Raw genomic sequence first — 20,784 nt, forward strand, 5'->3', positions numbered from 1 at the left:
TTCAATCCGCTTTTATCACTTTTACTTTAATTGTATCTGCAACGCCATAATTTCCTGAAAGTAAAATTCTATCTTCAGGAGTTAAAACAGGTGCTAGAATTTCTACTTTATCTTGAGTTTCTACTCCTTTTTTTATCGGGATTTTTATCGCAGTATTGTTATTAATCAGCTTCATAATCCAAAAATCAGTTTCCGTTTCATTACTTAAAACAGCTGCTTTTGGCAACGAAATCGTTTTTGGATTGGAACTTTTATTAATTCTGACTTTTACAATTAAATTCTCTGGAATATCGTGTTTACCAATGACTTTTAGAATCACACTTTGTGTTTGTGAAGTGGCATCAACGGTAGGCATGTATTTTTGAACTTTCGTTTTTATCAAAGTACTATCCGGTAAAATTACCGTTAGTTGTTCACTTATTGAAACATATTTTTTGAACTCATAAGGCAAACTCAGAACGATGGCAAAACTATTGGCGTCATTAATCGTTACTAAGGCATCCCCATCCTGAACATAATCACCTTGTTGCACATTTACGGAAGTTACAAAGCCATTTGTATTTGCTCTAACTTTTATGGCTCCGCCAAAGTTTAAACTGGGATCAATTTTATTAATCGTATTGCCTAACACTTTTGCCTCACGGGTTTTTATCGAAAATAATGCTGCCCCATTAGAAACATAATCATTGGGAGCTACATTAACTGAATTCAAATACCCAGTAGCATTTGCTTTTATAACATTTTTAACCAAATAAGTTGCGGTAGCATTCAGATCAATATAACTTTGAATTGAACTGGTATCAATAGTCGTTAAAGTCACAGGAACACTCGCGTCAATTATTTTTTCGGCTTCGTTGCTATTTTTACAGGAAATAAAAAAAAGCGCTATCAGGATAAAAAATAGAATTGGTTTCTTCATAGAATTAGTCATTAAAACTCCAATAATTAATTTCATTTATGATTTGGAGTTTGTTGCTATTATTTTGGGAAATGGCATTTTTGATTGCTATTAAATTGCCAACAGCAATACTATATTCGGTAATTTGTGCATCTCCAGTAAGCAATAATTTTTTATTGGCTTCAATTAATGCGTCAGCGATAAGAAGCTGCGATTGCAACTGATTTTCTACAGCTGCTGCTTGTTTGAGTTTCAAATTCAACATCAATAATTGTTGTTTGTATTGTTTATTGAAATTGTTTTTATAGGCTAAATTAGTAGCTAATGCCGCATCATTTTTTTGATGTTGCAAAGTACGTTGGTTTCCATCATAAATAGGAATTGACAGTCCTAAACCCACACTAAATCCAAAATTTTTATACGCCTGATAGGCAAAACTGGAATTGTAACCTGCATCACCTAATAAAGACAAGGAAGGTTTATAGCTGTAATCAATGAATTTATTTTGATTCTGAAGTTTTAGACTGTCCACTTCAAATTGTTTCAAAAAAACTATTTTATCCGAAGGTTGAATATTTTTCAAAGTAATTTCAGGCTTTTTTAAATTAATAAAAGTCGTATCGGTTTCTCCTGAAAGGTAATTCAACAAAGCCAAATCATTTTGATATTGCTGTTTTAATTGTAATAAAACCAAATCCTGTTGCTTCACTGTTGCGCTAAAAATCAAATAATCCGTTTGTTTGTAAACTGCATTTTGGGTTAATTTTTTTAGGATGCTTGTTTCCTGTTTTAAAAGAGTTGCAATTTTCTGGTTGAAACCAATTTGTTCTGAACTTGCTGAAGCCGAAATGTATTGAGCAACAATGGTTTTATTTAAATCTTTTAAAGTAATTTTTTTATTCAAAACCAAAGCTTCTTTTATCAATTGGAACGAATCTGATTGCGAATTGATTCTTTTTTTTCCAATTATCTTCTGGTTAACACCCACCAAACCCGAAACGGATTGCCCGTTACTTAAAGCTGAATCATAGCCAAAACCATTTATTATAGGGGCATAATTAGCATTAAGATTTCCGGTAACTTGTGGTTTGTAAACTGCCCGATTCAATAAACTATCCAGCGTAGCTGATTTTATTTGGTTGCTGTAATCTTTAATTAAAGGAGAATTATTTTGTGCTTTAGTAATAAAGTAATTCAAATCCTTTTCTTGCGAAAAAGATTTGAAACAAATAAAAATAAGTAGTAAAAGCTTCCATTTCATTGGATAAATTTAGATAAAAAGAATGAAACTATTTAGAAATTGGTTCAACAACTAAAACAACGAAAGAATTAGGTACTATTCCTGCTCGTGGTTTCGGGTTTTCTGTTGTTGGTTCTGGTTTTGCACCAAAATCTGCCGTAGACAAATACAATTGATTCGTAGTTTTGTTCAGCGCAATGGTTCTGGCTCCTTTTTGAGTTTTTACAGTTTCAAGAACTGAAAAAGTATTAGCATTACTTTCTTTTACAACAGTAATCGTTCCTTCGCCATTAGAACTGAAAATAAGATTCTTTTTGGCATCAAAAGCAACGCCGTCACAACCATTACCAATGGGTAAAGTCTTTATTATTTTTCCATTTGTAGCATTAACAACGATCATTAAATTATTGCTGCAAACAGAAAATAATCGGTTCGTAACTAAATCTATTGCCAATCCTGATGGTTCATCTCCGGGAGCAATACTCCAGGTATTTGTAACTTTTAACGTTGAAGCATTTATCGTTTTTATTTCGTTTTTATCTTCAATATTCACATAAATTAACCCTTTAGTATTGGTTACTGAAAACTCTGGTTTTCCACCCAATGGAATTGTTTTTAATACTTTATTTGTTTTGGCATCAATAACCGTTGCATCATTACTTTCTGCATTGTAAACAAACACTTTTTGAGAAAATTGATCGTATAAAATGGCATCTGGTTTTACTCCTGCAATTTTTACTTTTTCAAGTAATTCAAATGTTTTCAAATTGACAATTGTAATAGAATTGTCTTTTCCGTTGCTGATAAATGCTTTATTGAGATCATTTGCAACAGCAATTCCATGAACTCCTTTTGTATCTGGAATAGTAGCTATTGTTTTATCTGATTTTAAATCAATCACATTGACCCTATTTCCGTGTGAAACAAATAAATGTTGCGCCACATTATCAACAGCGAGATAATCCCATCCGTCATTGCCAGAAGTGCTGATTTTCTTGGATAATTTATAGGTTTGACTGTAACTATTAGAAATAGAAGCAATAATTATAAATGATAGTAGTATTTTTTTCATTTTAAAGAACTTTAAAGTTTATTGTAATTTAATTTTATAAGACAAATTTTAGCTGTAATTCTATAGAAACCACAACTCTTTACATAATTAAAAAGAGTTGGATATAAAAGTCCAACTCTCTATGATGGTTAATTAATTTAAAAAATTATTCTTTTATCGAGGTACCATCTTCTTTAAAAGCAAGACTTTTACTCTTCATTCCTTTTTTTAAATCTACTTCATAAATAGTTCCATGTTTTGAACTCTCTGTTTTATCAGCTTCTGCAATTTTCCAATCGCTATATTTCGATTTTACAGCTGTTAAAACCGCTTTTGGCAAATTGGCAACTTTAATTTCTCTTTCCGTTTCCAACCAGGTTCCATCTTGTGAAAAATTAGCAGAAATCTTGTTTCCTTCCAATGTGAATTCTGCTTCCCATTCTTTTGGACCTTCAACTCCCCAACTTACTTTTGTTGCAGTAGGAAATTTTTTAGCGAAGGATTTTTTTACTACATCTGGCGGGGTTCCAGCAAATGCGCAACTGCAAATGAATACAATTGACATAATCATAACTAATTTTTTCATTTTTTTTTAGATTTAAAAGTTAATTGTAAATAATTTCATAGTACAAATATCAAATACAATTCTATTTTAATTCTATGCAAAAATCATAGCAATTCAGTTTTTTTAAACGCCAATAAAATTCAACTATTTATTACATCTGATCAATTATTTGCAAAAATACTTCCTGCCAATAATTAGGATGATACGAGGTTTGCGTATCTCCAAAACGGACTATAATAATGTTCTTTTCAGGATACATATAGAGATATTGACCAAACAAACCAACCGCAAAATAACTGCCATATTTAAAAGGTCCTATCCCCCAATTATTATTATAAAAGTGCTTATTATTTCCGGATGGATCAGAATGTGTCGAATATTCAACCCATTTTTCGGATACAATTTGCTTCCCATTCCAGTTCCCCCCATTCAGATAAAGTCTGCCTAATTTAGCAAAATCAATAGCTCTTGCTTGCAAACAGCAAAAGGATTTTTCGATAGCTTTTGCATCTTTTCGGTCTAAACTCCATGCCGCAGGTGCCTCCATTCCTAATGGTTTCCAAATTTTATCTTCTAAATATTTTGAAATCGTACCTCCCGTAACCTTCTCAATGATGTATCCTAAAAGCAATGTATTCTCGCTGCTATATCGAAATTTAGTATTGGGCGGACATTCGAGCGTTAAATGAAGCATTCGCTCTCTTAGATTATCACCCCAATAAAACTCCGCATTATCCGATGCAGGATCTAATTCCCGATCCGTAAACCGGATGCCTGAAGTATGTTGCAATAAATTTTTAATGGTGATTTTCTCCCAACCTATTTTATCTTTAAATTCCGGTAAATAATCAACGATGAAATCGTTCTCACTTTTTATTTTCCCTTCATCAATTGCTATTCCTATTAATGTTGAGACAAATGGTTTGGCCATTGAAAAGGAGGAAACAAATGAATTTGAGGTATAGCCTTTATTATATTTTTCGTAAACAATTGTGTCATTCCGAATAATTAAAAATGTGATCGTTTTATGTAATGTCGTAAAACTATCCAAGCTGACATTTGTAGAATTAAAATCCCGATTGATTACTCCTATTTTTGTTCCTAACTGATATTCTTTATTGGATTTATAAAAATTATAAACAGGACCTTGATTATTAACTATTCTTTGCGGAAAATGTTTGTAATCGCTTTGGCTGGGAATTCCCCCGTATCTCAAGGATCGAAATACGTCACAAGAAAATAAGCAACAAAACAATAGAACAAGAAAAAAATATTTAAACAGCTGTTTTGATTTCATTACACTGACTCTTTTTTATTATAATTCAATAGTATCATCTTTTGTCAAAATAAAACAATGCTTACCATTGGTAAATTTATAATTAAATACCAATCCGCTTACATCCGCAATTTCTTTTACGATAGACAGCCCAAGCCCCAATGATTGTTGTGAAGTAGAGTTTTTATGAAAACGCTCAAACAACTGACTATCAATTGGGCTATCAACCCCCAAATTTGAGATTATAATTTTGTTTTTCGCTATAAAAATTTCAATATTTCCACTATTAATATTATGCCTAATCGCATTTTGCAATAAATTATTAACCAGTACTAAACACAAATCAGCATTCATCAAAACACAAAAATCGCTTTCAATATTTTTTATTATCTCAATTTTATTGGCTTGAATATGTTCTTCAAAAAAAACTAAAGAGTTATCAACTGTATTTTCAAAAGATACTTTTTCTGTGGCATTAAATTGTCTGTTTTCAATTTTGGTAAGTAATAAAAATGTTTTGTTCAATCGAATTATTTTCGAGCAGGCATAATCAATCGCTACTATTAATTTCACTTCATTCTCTTTCAAATTTTCAGATTGAATAAGTAAATCAATCTTCGATTTTATAACGGCTAATGGCGTTTGGATTTCATGTGAAGCATTTTCAGTGAATTTCTTTTGGCTATTAAAATCAACTATCATTTTCTGCATCATAACATTTAAAGAAAGATTCAATTCATTAAATTCGGTTACAGAAGTATTTGCCAAAAATGGAATTTCGTTATCACTGGCTCGAAATTTCTTTAAATTGGATACTGTTTGATAAAAGGGTTTCCATACGGTTTTTGAAATCCAAAAATTTATTATCAAGTAGGTCACAAAAAGCAAAATCAATAAAATAACTAACGAAGTAAAAATGCCTCTGAATAAATCGTTATATTCTAATGTGCTTCTCCATATTTTAATGGAATAATTAGTATTCCCAACTTTAAAAACAGAAGAAAGTAATCTGTTTTCTGCCAGTTCATTTTCTTTTTTATCAAAAATTAAAGTGTCCGAAAAAATAGTTGCAGGTATTTTGGAAGCATTTTTTTTAGCCATTTTTTTTATTGTGGCTTCATTGCTTTTAGTAATTATTTTCAAAGAAATCGTGTCCTTCTCTTTTAAATAATTCTCAATTAGTTCTTTGCGATTTAGCAATAGTTCATTATTACTTTCTCTAACCTCTCTTGTAATGATATGAAAACAAATAAATCCGGATAGAATTAATATCGGGATACTCAAAATCAAATAGTACAAACTTGTTTTAGTTAATAATTTCATTCTTGAGTTTTAAAATTGTAACCTATTCCATAAATAGTTTGCAAATAATCTTCACATTTTTTTTCTAATAACTTTTTACGTAGATTTTTTACGTGATTGTATATAAAATCGAAGTTGTCTAATCGATCCGAATTATCACCCCAAAGATGTTCTGCAAGCGCACTTTTACTCACTACTCTATTTTTATTAGATATAAAATAAAGCAATAAATCATATTCTTTTGACGTCAAAATTATATCTTTATTATGAACCAAAACACGTCTTTCGTTAGGCAAAATTTTTATTTCATTGATACTAATTTCTAAATTTCCATCAAAACTTTTTCTTCTAATCAAAGCTTTAATTCGTGAATTAAGTTCCGACAAATGAAAGGGTTTTGGCAAATAATCATCAGCACCCAAGTCCAAACCATTTACTTTATCATCAAGAGAATTTTTTGCAGAAATTATTATAATACCCGCTTTAGCTTTTTTTAGTTTAATTTCTTTGAGCAAATCTAAACCAGAGCCGTTTGGCAAAGTAATATCAACCAAAATACAATCATAATCGTAAATCGCAATTTTCTGTTGTGCATGATGGAAATCAGGAGAAATCTCAACAATATTCCCTTCCATTTCAAGATATTGCTCAATGCTTTTTTGCAATTCTGGCTCGTCTTCTATTAGTAGTATTTTCATAGGTAATGTAAAAATAGAGCTAAAATCTATTCTAATTCTGTTTTTAAATTAAATTTAAGTGATTTCAATAGCTCATTAGTTCAAATTAGCCCAACTACCCAAAATTTCAGAAAGACCTATTGCACTCCAATCTTAACCTCTTATTTATTTACGTTATTGAATGATTAGAATATAACGTGATATCTTGCCAAATATTTAATAAAACTCTACTTTTAAACCTTTTCATTGCTACATTCTATTATCTTTGTTTTTAAATAAACCTACTAATAAAATTATGGAAGAATGTATCTCTGTTTTTGATATGCTTAAAATTGGTGTTGGACCCTCTAGTTCACACACACTTGGGCCTTGGCGTGCAGCTGAACGTTTTCTGGGTGAATTGCGAGATGAAAATTTAATCCATACTGTAAACAGAGTAAAAGTAGATTTATATGGTTCCCTTTCGCTTACGGGAAAAGGGCATGCTACTGATTTGGCAATTATGCTGGGCTTGAGCGGACAAGATCCTGAATATATTCCTATTCCGGATATCGATAAAATTATAAAATTAATCAAGGATAAAAATGAAATCAATCTTGGTAATGAAAACCCGATTCCTTTCCATTTTTCACAAGACATTGTTTTTAATAAAAACTTCCTTCCTTTTCATGCTAATGCTCTGACTTTTACAGCCTACATAACGGATGATAAAGAATATATTTCCACCTTCTACTCGATTGGTGGAGGTTTTGTTGTGAAAGAAGAACGCATCAATGCCAAGAAAAAAATTGCCATAAAATGTGCTTTTCCATTTCCAATCAATAAAGCTGCTGAACTCTTGAATTATTGCACTAACGAGCATAAAAAGATTTCGGAAATCGTTTATGAAAATGAAAAATCAATGCGCTCCGAAGAAGTTATTCATCACGAATTAATGCGCATTTGGAACACCATGCTAGAGTCTATGTATATTGGTTGCCATTCCGAAGGAATTTTACCCGGTGGATTGCATGTACGACGAAGAGCCTTTGATATGCATCAAAAACTAATTGGTTTATCCAATTATAATTCGCCTCAAACTTGGTTAGAACAAATTAGATTGACCGAAGTGAAATTTCGCCAAATCCTAAAATGGGTGAGCTGTTTTGCACTTGCGGTAAATGAAGTAAATGCTGCTCTAGGTCGTGTGGTTACTGCTCCAACTAACGGAAGTGCCGGTGTTATTCCAGCTGTTTTAATGTATTATTTAGTTATCGAAAACCATAATGCTGGCGAAAAAGAAATCAAACAATTCCTGATGGTAGCCAGCGAAATAGGAAGTGTTTTCAAAAAAGGTTCTACTATTTCAGCCGCAATGGGCGGTTGTCAGGCAGAAATTGGGGTTTCTTCATCAATGGCAGCAGCAGCTTTATGCGAATTGATGGGTGGAACTCCGGAACAGGTTTTAATGGCTGCTGAAATTGCCATGGAACATCACCTTGGTTTAACGTGCGATCCTATTGGTGGATTAGTCCAAATTCCTTGTATTGAAAGAAATACGATGGGAGCCATAAAAGCGATTAATGCCGCCGAATTAGCATTAGAAACAGATCCTAAAAATGCAAAAGTTCCCTTAGATAAAGTGGTTGATACCATGTGGCAAACTGCCAAAGACATGAACAATAAATACAAAGAAACCTCCGAAGGAGGTTTAGCAATCGCTGTGAATATGGCCGATTGTTAAGAAAGTATTCAGTGTTCAATCGCAGCTCACAGTAACTGCGATTGAACACTGAATACTTATTTTTAAATCTTTTTTCTTTCTAATTCAAGTTTAAGAATCGGTTGGTATACAAAAGGTATCTCTTCAATTTCAACATCACTTTTATCAAGCCCAAATGCTCTAATATCTGAAAGGGACCAATTTTTAAGCATATAATAGGAATTCAACAGTAAAGCATCTTTAACGGCAAATTCGTTTTCGACAGAAAGAAATTTTTCCAAGATAATGAATTTGAAATCAGGTTCGGTATTGTATTTTGTAGAACCGTCCGGACGAATATGCAAATTCAATTCTTTATTTTGGACCAGATTTTGAACAATTTTTTTGAAATACAATTCAACTTTTGGTTGGATTCTAAAACCAATATTCAAAACAATTTTGATGACTTTGTCGTCTAATAATTCAATTACTTCATAATTTAAAGTAAAAGGATCATTGGTTCTGTTGATGTGAAAAAACCAGTAGACATCAGCTCTTTTTGGTTTTTTGGAAAAAATGGATTTTAATATTTTTTCTTCAATTTCATAATTTCTATCTGCCTTAGAAAGATAAATCAAATGGGTGGAATATTTTGGGATACTGTCGTCATTACTCAATTCTTGAAGTTGCTGTGTATGCTCCGCTAAATTGGTGAATTTTAGAAATTTATTATTAATTTTTCTTGCAAAAAACCAAGTATACATAGTCATGAAAATGAAAAGCTCAAAGAACAAGAACATCCAACGTTCTTTGATTTTTATAATATTGGCAACAAAAAATGCTATTTCAATAATACCAAAAACGGTAATAATTATGGCTATCAAAACCCTGTTCATTTTTTTGATATAAATCAAATAATAATTCAAAAGAACAGTAGTCATCAGCATGGCAATAGTAATGGAAAACCCGTAAGCCGCTTCCATATTGGAGGAGTTTTTAAAATATAAAATCATCAAAATACAGCCTGCCCAAAGAATTGTATTTACTGAAGGAATATAGATTTGTCCTTTCAAATTGGTTGGATTTCTCATCGCAACTCTTGGCCAAAAGTTAAGTGACATTGCTTCATTTATCAACGTATAAGAACCGCTTATCAAAGCTTGTGAAGCAATGATTGCTGCAAAAGTGGCAATGATAACACCTGAAAAAAGAAACCATTGTGGCATAATCGTATAAAAAGGATTTCTTCCTTCAAGAAATCTATTTCCTTGAGTCATAAGCCAAGATGCTTGCCCTAAATAATTCACAACTAGAGCAATTTTGACAAAAATCCATGTGATTCTGATATTCTGTTTTCCACAATGCCCTAAATCCGAATACAAAGCCTCTGCTCCGGTTGTACATAAAAAAACGGCTCCCAACAGCCAGAATCCATGAGGATATTCAACCAGCAATTGATAGGCATACATTGGGTTTAATGCAGTCAAAATAGCAGGATGATCCAGTATTTGTACAAATCCTAGAACAAAAAGCATCGAAAACCAAACTACCATAGCCGGTCCAAAAAAGAAACCTACTTTTTGAGTTCCAAATCGTTGAAAAAAGAACAATCCAGATAAAATTACAATCACAATGGGAAGTGTTGGAATACCGGGAACCACATCTCCTAATCCTTCAACAGCAGAAGCAACGGAAATGGGAGGCGTAATAATTCCATCCGCCAAAAGTGTAGTTGCTCCAAGTATTGTTGGAATAACTAATTTGCCTTTACCAAACCTTTTTACCAATGCATAAAGTGAAAAAACACCACCTTCGCCATGATTGTCTGCCGAAAGAGTCAAGAAAATATATTTGAATGTAGTTTGAAATGTAAGTGTCCAAAAGATACAGGAAATACCGCCATAAACAAGCAGTTTTGATATTTCTCTTTGTCCAATAATAGCTTTCATAACATATAATGGACTGGTTCCTATGTCTCCATAAATAATTCCTAGCGCCACTAAAAGCGATGCTGCACTGACTTTTTGAATAGTTGATTTATTCATTTTAATTTTAATTTTTTAAATTGTAAAACGTATTAATTATTAGACAAAAGAAATTCTTATCGTGATGTTTAGAACATACAATTCAATATTTTTTTTGTCATTTTTTGATTATTACTTAAGCATTAAGGGTTTTAGCTGGTGTTAAAGCGATAACCAACTCCGGATTCTGTGATGATATATTTAGGTCGGTTTGGGTCTTCTTCAATTTTTTTACGAAGTTGAGCCACAAAAACACGCAGGTATTGTGTTTGGTCAGAATAGCTGTTGCCCCAAACTTGTTTGAGTAAATACTGATGCGTGAGTACTCTGCCTTCATTTTTAATCAAAATAGAAAGCAAATTATATTCCGTTGCTGTTAATTTTAGAATTTCATTTTTTAACTTCACGATTCTTGAAGTAAAATCAATCGAAATTTCTCCAAACTCAATTATTGGTTCATTTTCATCTTGGTTTAAATTCCTTAAAGCGGTTCGAATTCTAGCCAATAATTCTTGGGTTCTAAATGGTTTTGCCAAATAATCATTGGCACCATTATCGAGTGCTTTTACAATTTCTTCTTCGGTATTTTTTACCGTTAAGATTAGAATAGGCTTTTTATACCATTCTCTCAATCTTTTTAAAATGATCTGTCCATCTTCGTCTGGCAAACCTAAATCCAAGATGATTAAATCCGGCTGATAATTTGCGGCAAGCGATATCCCTTCCTTTCCATTTACTGCAAAAATAGTTTTATATCCATTTGAATCTAAAGCGATTTCGAGTAGTTTCCTAATTGGGATTTCATCGTCTATGATTAATATTTCGGCTGAATTATTCATTTGAAATGGCTGCTGTATTCATTACTAATGTTGGGAAATATATTTTAAAAGCGGAACCGCCTTCTTCTTTATTTTCTAAAGTTATTTTACCATTTTGGGCTTCCACAAAACCTTTAACAATAGACAATCCTAATCCGGTTCCTCCCGTTTTAGAATTTTGCAGTCTGTAAAACTTATCAAAGACTTTATCTATTTCAGCTTCCGGAAAACCGCCTCCATCATCGGAAATAGTGATGACACATGGCATTAATTTATCTGGATTATATTCAAAATCAATATCCGGATTATATTCTACTTTGATCTCTATTTTAGCACCTTTTGGAGTATACTGTGAGGCATTAAAAACCAAGTTGTAAATAATTTGTTCCATTAAACCATAATCTAATTTGAAAAGCGGTAAATTTTCATCGGCAACAACAACAACTTTATGAAATTGCAGATCATCTTTCAGGGTATCCAAAACATTATAAACCAATTCTTTTAAATCACACCAATCCATTTTTGGTTGTATTACCCCCGATTCTAACCTGGACATATTCAATAAATTCTCCACTTGATGATTTAAACGTAAAGATGCTTTTTCGATTTCTGAATATAATTTTTGTTTATTTTCCTCAGAAATAGTTAACGTTTTACTTTGTATCGTATCTATGGAACCCATAATTGTAGAAATGGGAGTCCGTAATTCATGTGATAATGAATCCAATAAAGCATCGTATAGCTTCATTGTATTTATCCTAAGTTCTTTTATTTGCAATATTTTTTCGGCTTTTCTAATTCTATAGGTCAAAACTCCGTTGATGAGTGCAATTAGAAAGAATAAAAACAATAATAAAGAATCTTCGGCATTACTGATATGAAATGTATAATAGGGTTTCAAAAAGAAAAAATTCATGATTAAAGCACTTAAAATAGCACTTAACAATACTGGCAAAATATCTAAAAATGTAGCTAATAAAGAAACTACAACCAGCAATAAATAACCCACAATTTTATAATCCAAATAATCTCTGGTGAACAAACATAGCGAAGCAACTATGCTTACTGACAATATACATATCAGGTATTGGTTTTCTCTTTTTATTTGGTTTAAAATACTTCTCACAATTATCTTTCTTATTAAGACTACAAAGTTAAATGATCTGCTGTAAGTATTTTATAATATATCGAAACATGATATAAAGATTTTATAAAGATTTCTTTTGCTGGTTTCTTAAAACGTTTCCGGTTAGTAATTTTTATTCGCGGTCAATGATGAAAATATAAATGCACTCCTTCAACAAGTTAAAACTGCTACCACCCTTCATTTAATCCATTTTTAAGTGCTAATCGGTATTTCTCTAAATCAAATTTATATAAATCCGGTGCTTTGTGCGCGCCTCCTTTTCTGCTTTCTTCTAATTTTTCGAGAATATCATACCGCAGCATCTTTCTATAAAAATTACCGCGATTCAACTTCTTTGCCAAAATAATTTCATACAATTTTTGAAGTTCGGGCATCGTAAATTTTTCAGGCAATAAACTGTAGCCAATCGGTTTATGGTTCAATTGTCTGCGCAGCGTTTCTAATGCTTTATCAAAAATACTTCTGTGATCCATCATAAAATCTGGTAATTCATCAATTGATTTCCATTCGAGCGCATCAGAAAAATCATCCATAACTAAATTTACATGATGAAAATCGACTAAGGCATAAAATCCAACGGATAGAAATCGCTGTTTGTTCCATAACGTATCCGGAAAATCATCAAAAATCCCATCAGAGCGATTCAAATCACTAAAAACTTTAAATTCTTGCAAATAAATATTTTCTGCTCCTGTTCTACTAAATAAAATTCTATTGGCCGCCTCTTTAAGATTTTCTATTTTTAAAACATATCCTCCAGGAAGAGCCCAAAGATCTACTTCTTTTAGTCTTGTAACCAATACTTTTAAGGTCGTGTCATGAAATCCAAAAACGACACAATCCACGGATAAATTTGGGATATATATGTCCCAAGCTTCCGCTGATTTTCCCTCTATTATTTTATTAAATTCCATTGTTTTATATTGATCGCGAAAATACGAAATTGATTATAATTTTTACTTTAAAAACTGATACTCAAAAAATAAACTGTCTTTTTTTGCAAATATTAAAAAAAATAATTAATATTGCTTCATAATGAAGCAATAAAAAACTATTTACTAAAAAAACCAAATGAAGAACAATTCAATTTCAAAAATCGCAAAGACTTCGCTGCTGTCAGCGCTTGTCATTTCTGGAATTTCTTGGGCAAAAAACCCTGAAATAAAAGAGACTACACCCAACCCAATAATCACTGTTAATGGATTTACCTTTTCTGATTTAAATAAAAATGGAAAGTTAGACCGATATGAAGATTACCGTCTTTCAAGTCAAGACCGAATTCAAGATTTAATCAATCAAATGACTGATGACGAAAAAGCGAGTATGCTTATTGGAATTGGAATGCCTGGTTTTGATTGGGCAAAAATGCAGTTCACTACTGGAAAAGACACCGCAAAAGTTCCCGGTTCCGCAGGAGGAACAACAGCTATTTCTCGTTTAGGAATTCCTTCCGTAATTGTATCTGATGGTCCTGCTGGTTTACGTATCAAATCCATTAGAGAAGAGGATCCGAATACGTATTATGCTACCGCATTCCCTGTGGGAACAGCATTAGCTTCTACTTGGAATGTAGCACTTATCAACACTGTTGGTAAAGCAATGGGGAATGAGGTAAAAGAATATGGAGTAGATGTTTTATTAGGTCCGGGAATGAATATTCACAGAAACCCATTATGTGGAAGAAATTTTGAATACTATTCTGAAGATCCATTAATAGCCGGGAAAATTGCAGCTGCAATGGTAAATGGTATACAATCTAATGGCGTAGGAACTTCAATAAAACACTTTGCTGCCAATAATCAGGAAAGAAACAGAATGGGTGTTAATGCACATGTTAGTGAAAGAGCGTTACGTGAAATATACCTAAGAGGATTTGAAATTACTGTTAAAGAAGCACAACCATGGACGGTAATGTCCTCTTATAACTTATTAAATGGCACATACACATCAGCACGTAAAGATCTATTGACTACCGTACTTCGTGACGAATGGGGTTTTAAAGGATTAGTAATGACCGACTGGTTTGGAGGTTATAATGGATTTGGAGCTATTATGAATAAAGACGTTGTTAGTGATGTGGCCAAACAACTTACAGCAGGAAATGATTTATTGATGCCTGGTTTACCTTCACAACAAAAAGTAATTGCTGCAGATATAAAAAGCGGAAAATTATCTAAAGAAGCAATCAATATCAATTTAAGAAGAGTATTAGAATTGGTTATGAGATCTCCGGCAATGAGCAATTATAAATATTCTAACAAACCAAACTTAAAAGAAAATGCAGAAGTTACCAGACAAGCTGCCGCAGAAGGGGTTGTTTTATTAAAAAACAATAACAATGTATTGCCTTTTACTTCAAAATCAGCTCCTTTAGCCGTTTTTGGTGTAACCTCTTATGATTTTATTTCTGGGGGAACTGGTAGTGGTGATGTTAACGAAGCCTATTCTGTTTCATTAATTGATGGCTTAACGAACTCCGGATTCTCTATTGACAAAGAATTAGAAGGATTATACAAACCTTATACGGCTACTCAAAAAGAGATTGAAACAAAAAGACGTGAAAAAGAAGGTTTATTGGCAACTCCAAAAAGACTTCCTGAATTAGAATTAAATTCAGAAATCGTTAAAAATAAAGCGAACACTTCTGAATTGGCATTAATCACAATTGGAAGAAATGCTGGTGAAGGCGATGACCGTAAAGTAGATGAAGATTTTAATTTAGCTCAAGATGAAATTAACTTAATCAATAAGGTCTCAACAGCTTTTCATGCTCAAGGCAAAAAAGTGGTGGTCGTTTTAAACATTGGTGGTGTAATCGAAACGGCAAGCTGGAAAGATAAAGTAGATGCTATCCTTTTACCTTGGCAACCGGGTCAGGAAGGTGGAAATTCTGTTGCAGATGTTTTCTCTGGAAAAGTAACTCCTTCTGGAAAATTAACTATGACTTTCCCAATAAAATATGAAGATACACCATCCGCTAAAAACTGGATTGGAACACCTGCTGAAAATCCTACAAGTGTAACTTATGAAGAAGGAATTTATGTTGGATACCGTTATTTCAACACATTTCAAGTAAAACCATCTTATGAATTTGGTTATGGATTATCGTATACCACATTTGATATATCTAATTTAAAATTGAGTTCAAGCACATTTTCAGACAAAATGAATGTTACCGTAACCGTAAAAAATACCGGTAAAATAGCAGGTAAAGAAGTAGTAGAATTATATCTTTCTGCGCCAGCAAAAACAATTGACAAACCAACTGAAGAATTAAAAGCTTTTGGTAAAACTAATTTATTACAAGCTGGAGAAAGTCAAACGATTGTATTGACACTAAATTCAAAAGATTTGGCTTCATTTATTCCAAACAAAAATGCTTGGATTGCTGAAGCAGGCTCTTATAAAGTGTCAATTGGAACGTCATCATTAAATATTAAGCAAACAGCAAATTTTACTTTAGCAAAAGAAAAAATTGTTGAAAAAACAAATGCTGCGTTTGCTCCGGACACAAAATTTGCAGACTTGAAACACTAATTTATACCTTTCAATTATTAAATTATTGATGCAGCTTCTGCAAAGAAGTAGTACTTAAAAGCCTGACAGTAATGTTGGGCTTTTAAAACAAAAATTAAGTGCTGTTTCAGTTTTTGCATCTTATGCTAATTGGAAAGAAGTTTGATAAATTTATTTACCCTTTAACTATTTTAACGATCAAGTAGAAAAAATGCTTTTTTAAGAAGAGAAATAGATACTTTTGAAACCCAATACTAACTTACGACAAAACACAAGATAAAAAACATGAATATAAGCACTTTAAAATCAAAACCCCATTATCCTATTTTAGATGGTTTGCGTGGCGTAGCCGCATTGATGGTGGTTGCTTTTCACATTTTTGAGGCACATGCTACAAGTCATCTGGACCAAATAATAAACCACGGGTATCTTGCAGTTGATTTTTTCTTTTTATTATCTGGTTTTGTTATTGGCTATGCCTATGATGACCGATGGGAAACTATGTCGATTGGGAATTTTTTCAAACGCCGATTGATTCGGCTTCAGCCCATGGTGATTATGGGAATGATTATCGGAGCTTTGTTATTCTATTTTCAAGATTCGGTATTGTGGCCTACTATTCATGATGTCCCGGTATGGAAAATGCTATTGGTAATGTTCATTGGATTTACGCTGATTCCTGTCCCACCGTCTTTAGATATTCGTGGCTGGACAGAACTGCATCCGTTAAATGGCCCAGGCTGGTCTTTGTTTTATGAATATATTGCCAATATTTTGTATGCGCTTTTTGTCAGAAAATTTTCAAAAACAGCGCTTTCGATACTCGTATTTCTTGCCGGTTGTGCATTAATTCATCTTGCTGTTACAAGTCCAAATGGAGATATTATTGGAGGATGGTCGTTAGAACCAACGCAAATACATATTGGTTTTGCTCGAATGATGTATCCGTTTTTTGCAGGATTATTGCTTTTCCGTATGGGAAAATTAATTCATGTAAAAAATGCTTTTTTTTGGTGTAGTTTACTAGTTATAATAACCTTAGCTATGCCAAGGATTGGTGGAAGCGAGCATTTATGGTTGAATGGTATTTATGATTCAGCAGTTGTAATTTTATTTTTCCCTCTGATTATTTTCTTGGCGGCAAGCGGAGCCATTACAAGTAAATTTTCTTCACGGATATGCAAATTTTTCGGTGATATTTCGTATCCAATATACATTACGCACTATCCAATAATATACATCTATACAGGATGGGTAGCAGATCATAAAATACCTTTTAGTGAAGCATTTCCGGTGAGTATCTTAGTTTTAGTATCGTGTGTTGCGCTTGCTTACATTTGCTTGAAATTATACGACATACCTGTAAGACAATGGATCAATAAAAAAACAGCTTAGATTATGTTGGAAATGGTTTTTTAGTAATAAAAAAATCACTTACATAACTTTAAATATTTTAAATTTAACAACAGTTAAAAATGGATTTGAATTATTTCAAGTCCATTTTTTTGTTTAAAACTAATCGATTTTACTACTTTTACAAACTAAATCTGAAATCTAATATTAAATGTCTGTAGCAAAAAAAGATTACAAAAGAATTACAACAAAGTCACTAATTGAAATGAAAGCCAATGGAGAGAAAATTTCCATGCTGACCGCTTATGATTATACCATGGCTAAAATTGTTGATACTGCTGGAATCGATGTAATCCTTGTTGGTGATTCAGCTTCAAATGTAATGGCTGGACACGAAACGACTTTGCCTATTACTTTGGACCAAATGATATACCACGCATCCTCTGTAGTAAGAGCTATAGAAAGAGCTTTGGTTGTGGTTGATTTACCTTTTGGAAGCTACCAATCAGACCCAAAAGAAGCGTTGCGTTCTGCTATCAGAATCATGAAGGAAAGTGGCGGGCATGCCGTAAAACTGGAAGGTGGAAAAGAAATTAAAGATTCTATCAAGAAAATATTAAACGCCGGAATTCCAGTGATGGGACATTTGGGTTTAACCCCACAATCTATTTATAAATTTGGAACCTATACGGTTCGTGCCAAAGAAGAGGAAGAAGCTGAAAAATTGATGGAAGATGCCAAATTATTAGAAAAATTAGGCTGTTTCGGATTAGTTTTAGAGAAAATTCCGGCTCATTTAGCCGAGAAAGTAGCTAAAAGTATTTCGATTCCGGTTATTGGTATTGGTGCCGGTGGCGGCGTTGACGGACAAGTTTTGGTTATTCACGACATGCTTGGAATGAACAATGAATTTAGCCCGCGTTTCTTGAGAAGATACATGAATTTATACGAAGGAATGACAACTGCGATCAGTCAATATGTTGCTGATGTGAAATCCAGTGATTTTCCAAATGCTAATGAGCAATATTAATTTAGACATCATAGATTTTTGGATAGTTAGACCATTTAGATCTAAGAAGTCTAACAATCTAAAAATCCAACCATCTAAAAATCCAAATGAAAATAATTTCGAATAAAAACAATCTCCAAATTCTTCACGAAGACAACCACCTTATTGTGGTCAATAAACGCGTGGGGGATATTGTGCAAGGCGATAAAACTGGCGATAAACCTTTGAGTGAAGTTGTCAAAGAATATATCAAAGACAAATACAACAAACCCGGGGAAGTTTTTCTGGGTGTTGTACATCGCTTAGACAGACCGACAACTGGAATTGTCGTTTTTGCCAGAACCAGTAAGGCTTTAACCCGAATGAATGAACTGTTCAGCAATCGGGAGACTCAAAAAACGTATTGGGCAATCGTAAAAAACAAGCCTTCAAAAGATGAAGATAATCTCGTTCATTATATAAAAAGAAACGAAAAAAACAACACTTCCAAGGCGCATCTAAAAGAAGTTCCTGAAAGTAAATTAGCCAGTTTGGATTATAAAGTATTTCAGGCACTCACTAACTATTTTGCATTAGAAATCAATCTCCACACCGGAAGACATCACCAAATCAGAGCCCAACTTTCTGCCATAGGTTCCCCAATAAAAGGGGATTTAAAATATGGTTTTGACCGCAGTAATCCAGACGGTGGAATTCATTTACACGCTCGGAAATTAACATTCATACATCCCGTTACAAAAGAAGCGCTCACTATAACTGCTCCCACTCCATCTGACTCAATCTGGGATGCGTTGTGATTTTTTTAAAAGAATAATTCATTATGTAAATTATAAAAATTAACTTGCATAGCACTAAATAAATTGTGCGTGCCTAATGAATTATAAAACGACTATAGGATTTAGAAAAGAAACGTTACTAAAGTTACTCGATGTAATTATTACTCATGAAAATGAGATTATTCAGGCTTTATACGATGATTTTAAGAAACCGGCTTTTGAAGCGGTACTCACAGAAACCAATTACGTTATTTCTGAATTAAAAGACACTATAAAGAATTTATATAAATGGACTAAACCAAAAAAAGTCTTCCCTTCCATTCTCAATTTTCCTTCCACCGATTATATTTACAACGAACCTTACGGCAAAGTATTGATTATAGCACCCTGGAATTATCCGTTTCAACTGGCGCTTTGTCCTTTAATTTCAGCTGTCGCAGCAGGAAATCAAGTCGTTCTTAAACCTTCGGAACTCACTCCAAAAACAGCTGAAATAATTACAAAAATTATTGAAAAAACATTCCAAATCAGTCATGTAGCAGTTGTAGAAGGCGGAGTTGAAGTCACTCAGAAGCTGCTTTCACAACGTTGGGATTATATCTTTTTTACAGGAAGTGTTCCCGTAGGCAAAATTGTTGCAAAAGCGGCAGCCGAACACTTAACTCCCGTAACCTTGGAACTTGGCGGAAAAAATCCTTGTATCATTGATGAAACTGCCAATTTAAAACTTGCAGCCAAAAGAATCGTTTGGGGAAAATTTATAAACGCTGGCCAAACCTGTATTGCACCGGATTATATTTTAATTCAAAAAAACATGAAAAGCCATTTCATAGAATTTATGAAAGACGAAATCACCAAAGCTTACGGTGAAAATCCTAAACAATCGCCCGATTATGCCCGAATTATAAATCAAAAAAACTGGCTTCGGTTGGTCAATATGATTGATAGTAACAAAGTAGTTTTTGGCGGCCAATCTGAAATTGAAAATTGTTACATCTCCCCCACTCTTATTGATGAATCGAGTGTTGATAGTCTGATCATGAAAGAGGAAATTTTTGGTCCTTTGCTTCCCATTCTTTCCTATGAAAATGAGACAGAAATAAATGCCATAATCTCTAATTTCGAGAAACCATTAGCTTTATATATTTTTACGGAAAATCATTCGTTTGCACAAAAGATCATACACAAATACCCTTTTGGAGGTGGCTGTATCAATGATACCGTAATTCACTTTTCTAATAAAAGATTACCTTTTGGAGGTGTTGGACATAGCGGAATAGGCGCGTATCATGGTAGTTTTAGTTTTGACACTTTTTCGCATAAAAAAGGAATCGTAAAAAAAGCAAACTGGTTGGATTTACCCATGCGTTACGCTCCTTACCATGATAAATTAAAAACAATAAAAAAAATATTAAAATGGTTGTAACCAATGAAAAACAGGTAAGTTAAGT

At 32.9% G+C, this 20,784-nt stretch carries 17 protein-coding genes; 6 read left to right on the forward strand and 11 right to left on the reverse strand.

Annotated features, from left to right (window positions below; translation table 11 throughout):
* Window position 1 precedes the first annotated feature (1 nt).
* The 7 genes from ACM55I_RS02820 to ACM55I_RS02850 all read right to left on the reverse strand — a co-directional run bounded on the left by ACM55I_RS02820 (window position 2) and on the right by ACM55I_RS02850 (window position 7,030).
* Entirely contained in the window at window positions 2-955 is a 954-nt protein-coding gene (locus ACM55I_RS02820) for an efflux RND transporter periplasmic adaptor subunit (RefSeq protein ID WP_416845256.1), read from the reverse strand.
* Window positions 924-2,159, reverse strand: coding sequence for a TolC family protein (locus ACM55I_RS02825; protein WP_416845257.1), 1,236 nt, complete (start codon window positions 2,157-2,159; stop codon window positions 924-926). Before ACM55I_RS02825 ends, ACM55I_RS02820 begins: the two co-directional genes overlap by 32 nt.
* A gap of 28 nt (window positions 2,160-2,187) precedes the next feature.
* The gene (locus ACM55I_RS02830; RefSeq protein ID WP_416845258.1) at window positions 2,188-3,210 is read right to left on the reverse strand and encodes a YncE family protein; all 1,023 of its coding nucleotides are present in this window, start codon (window positions 3,208-3,210) and stop codon (window positions 2,188-2,190) included.
* A gap of 145 nt (window positions 3,211-3,355) precedes the next feature.
* On the reverse strand, window positions 3,356-3,775 hold the full coding sequence (locus ACM55I_RS02835; RefSeq protein WP_416845259.1) for a PepSY-like domain-containing protein: 420 nt from the start codon (window positions 3,773-3,775) through the stop codon (window positions 3,356-3,358).
* A gap of 130 nt (window positions 3,776-3,905) precedes the next feature.
* Window positions 3,906-4,970, reverse strand: a complete 1,065-nt coding sequence (locus ACM55I_RS02840; protein WP_416845260.1) for a serine hydrolase domain-containing protein — start codon at window positions 4,968-4,970, stop codon at window positions 3,906-3,908.
* A gap of 99 nt (window positions 4,971-5,069) precedes the next feature.
* Window positions 5,070-6,353 (reverse strand): sensor histidine kinase, encoded by a 1,284-nt coding sequence (locus ACM55I_RS02845; RefSeq protein WP_416845261.1) that lies wholly within the window; start codon window positions 6,351-6,353, stop codon window positions 5,070-5,072.
* Window positions 6,350-7,030 carry a response regulator transcription factor gene (locus tag ACM55I_RS02850; RefSeq protein ID WP_416845262.1) on the reverse strand — a complete coding sequence of 227 codons (681 nt, stop codon included), beginning with the start codon at window positions 7,028-7,030 and terminating at the stop codon, window positions 6,350-6,352. Before ACM55I_RS02850 ends, ACM55I_RS02845 begins: the two co-directional genes overlap by 4 nt.
* Window positions 7,031-7,304: 274 nt before the next feature.
* On the opposite strand from ACM55I_RS02850, the gene ACM55I_RS02855 reads away from it, so the two are divergent.
* Window positions 7,305-8,732: an L-serine ammonia-lyase gene (locus ACM55I_RS02855; protein WP_416845263.1), complete on the forward strand. Its 1,428-nt coding sequence runs from the start codon at window positions 7,305-7,307 to the stop codon at window positions 8,730-8,732.
* A 62-nt stretch (window positions 8,733-8,794) separates the two neighbouring features.
* Here ACM55I_RS02855 and ACM55I_RS02860 read toward each other — a convergent pair whose 3' ends face one another.
* The 4 genes from ACM55I_RS02860 to ACM55I_RS02875 form a co-directional block, all read right to left on the reverse strand.
* Window positions 8,795-10,735: a KUP/HAK/KT family potassium transporter gene (locus ACM55I_RS02860; protein ID WP_416845264.1), complete on the reverse strand. Its 1,941-nt coding sequence runs from the start codon at window positions 10,733-10,735 to the stop codon at window positions 8,795-8,797.
* Window positions 10,736-10,866: 131 nt separating this feature from the next.
* Window positions 10,867-11,553, reverse strand: a complete 687-nt coding sequence (locus ACM55I_RS02865) for a response regulator (RefSeq protein WP_416845265.1) — start codon at window positions 11,551-11,553, stop codon at window positions 10,867-10,869.
* The gene (locus tag ACM55I_RS02870; protein ID WP_416845266.1) at window positions 11,546-12,658 is read right to left on the reverse strand and encodes a sensor histidine kinase; all 1,113 of its coding nucleotides are present in this window, start codon (window positions 12,656-12,658) and stop codon (window positions 11,546-11,548) included. The genes ACM55I_RS02865 and ACM55I_RS02870 overlap by 8 nt, the downstream gene beginning before the upstream one ends.
* A gap of 188 nt (window positions 12,659-12,846) precedes the next feature.
* Window positions 12,847-13,593 (reverse strand): NUDIX domain-containing protein, encoded by a 747-nt coding sequence (locus tag ACM55I_RS02875; protein WP_416845267.1) that lies wholly within the window; start codon window positions 13,591-13,593, stop codon window positions 12,847-12,849.
* A 157-nt stretch (window positions 13,594-13,750) separates the two neighbouring features.
* On the opposite strand from ACM55I_RS02875, the gene ACM55I_RS02880 reads away from it, so the two are divergent.
* From ACM55I_RS02880 to ACM55I_RS02900, 5 genes are all read left to right on the forward strand, one after another.
* Window positions 13,751-16,216, forward strand: a complete 2,466-nt coding sequence (locus ACM55I_RS02880; protein ID WP_416845268.1) for a glycoside hydrolase family 3 N-terminal domain-containing protein — start codon at window positions 13,751-13,753, stop codon at window positions 16,214-16,216.
* Between the two features lie 264 nt (window positions 16,217-16,480).
* Window positions 16,481-17,590: an acyltransferase family protein gene (locus tag ACM55I_RS02885; protein WP_416845269.1), complete on the forward strand. Its 1,110-nt coding sequence runs from the start codon at window positions 16,481-16,483 to the stop codon at window positions 17,588-17,590.
* A gap of 169 nt (window positions 17,591-17,759) precedes the next feature.
* On the forward strand, window positions 17,760-18,578 hold the full coding sequence (panB, locus tag ACM55I_RS02890) for a 3-methyl-2-oxobutanoate hydroxymethyltransferase (RefSeq protein WP_416845270.1): 819 nt from the start codon (window positions 17,760-17,762) through the stop codon (window positions 18,576-18,578).
* Between the two features lie 86 nt (window positions 18,579-18,664).
* On the forward strand, window positions 18,665-19,354 hold the full coding sequence (locus tag ACM55I_RS02895) for an RluA family pseudouridine synthase (protein WP_416845271.1): 690 nt from the start codon (window positions 18,665-18,667) through the stop codon (window positions 19,352-19,354).
* Between the two features lie 76 nt (window positions 19,355-19,430).
* Complete coding sequence (locus tag ACM55I_RS02900) at window positions 19,431-20,759, forward strand: aldehyde dehydrogenase (RefSeq protein ID WP_416845272.1); 1,329 nt, start codon at window positions 19,431-19,433, stop codon at window positions 20,757-20,759.
* Window positions 20,760-20,784 lie beyond the last annotated feature (25 nt).

The sequence above is a fragment of the Flavobacterium algoris genome, from assembly GCF_048158525.1.
Lineage (GTDB): Bacteria > Bacteroidota > Bacteroidia > Flavobacteriales > Flavobacteriaceae > Flavobacterium > Flavobacterium algoris.

Excerpts from the sequence above, each read along its gene's own strand:
- ACM55I_RS02885 (WP_416845269.1), top strand. The coding sequence starts at position 16,481 with ATGAATATAAGCACTTTAAAATCAAAACCCCATTATCCTATTTTAGAT.
- ACM55I_RS02855 (WP_416845263.1), top strand. The coding sequence starts at position 7,305 with ATGGAAGAATGTATCTCTGTTTTTGATATGCTTAAAATTGGTGTTGGA.
- ACM55I_RS02825 (WP_416845257.1), bottom strand. The coding sequence starts at position 2,159 with ATGAAATGGAAGCTTTTACTACTTATTTTTATTTGTTTCAAATCTTTT.
- ACM55I_RS02830 (WP_416845258.1), bottom strand. The coding sequence starts at position 3,210 with ATGAAAAAAATACTACTATCATTTATAATTATTGCTTCTATTTCTAAT.
- ACM55I_RS02875 (WP_416845267.1), bottom strand. The coding sequence starts at position 13,593 with ATGGAATTTAATAAAATAATAGAGGGAAAATCAGCGGAAGCTTGGGAC.
- ACM55I_RS02900 (WP_416845272.1), top strand. The coding sequence starts at position 19,431 with ATGAATTATAAAACGACTATAGGATTTAGAAAAGAAACGTTACTAAAG.
- panB (WP_416845270.1), top strand. The coding sequence starts at position 17,760 with ATGTCTGTAGCAAAAAAAGATTACAAAAGAATTACAACAAAGTCACTA.
- ACM55I_RS02860 (WP_416845264.1), bottom strand. The coding sequence starts at position 10,735 with ATGAATAAATCAACTATTCAAAAAGTCAGTGCAGCATCGCTTTTAGTG.
- ACM55I_RS02880 (WP_416845268.1), top strand. The coding sequence starts at position 13,751 with ATGAAGAACAATTCAATTTCAAAAATCGCAAAGACTTCGCTGCTGTCA.
- ACM55I_RS02850 (WP_416845262.1), bottom strand. The coding sequence starts at position 7,030 with ATGAAAATACTACTAATAGAAGACGAGCCAGAATTGCAAAAAAGCATT.
- ACM55I_RS02835 (WP_416845259.1), bottom strand. The coding sequence starts at position 3,775 with ATGAAAAAATTAGTTATGATTATGTCAATTGTATTCATTTGCAGTTGC.
- ACM55I_RS02865 (WP_416845265.1), bottom strand. The coding sequence starts at position 11,553 with ATGAATAATTCAGCCGAAATATTAATCATAGACGATGAAATCCCAATT.
- ACM55I_RS02820 (WP_416845256.1), bottom strand. The coding sequence starts at position 955 with ATGAAATTAATTATTGGAGTTTTAATGACTAATTCTATGAAGAAACCA.
- ACM55I_RS02845 (WP_416845261.1), bottom strand. The coding sequence starts at position 6,353 with ATGAAATTATTAACTAAAACAAGTTTGTACTATTTGATTTTGAGTATC.
- ACM55I_RS02895 (WP_416845271.1), top strand. The coding sequence starts at position 18,665 with ATGAAAATAATTTCGAATAAAAACAATCTCCAAATTCTTCACGAAGAC.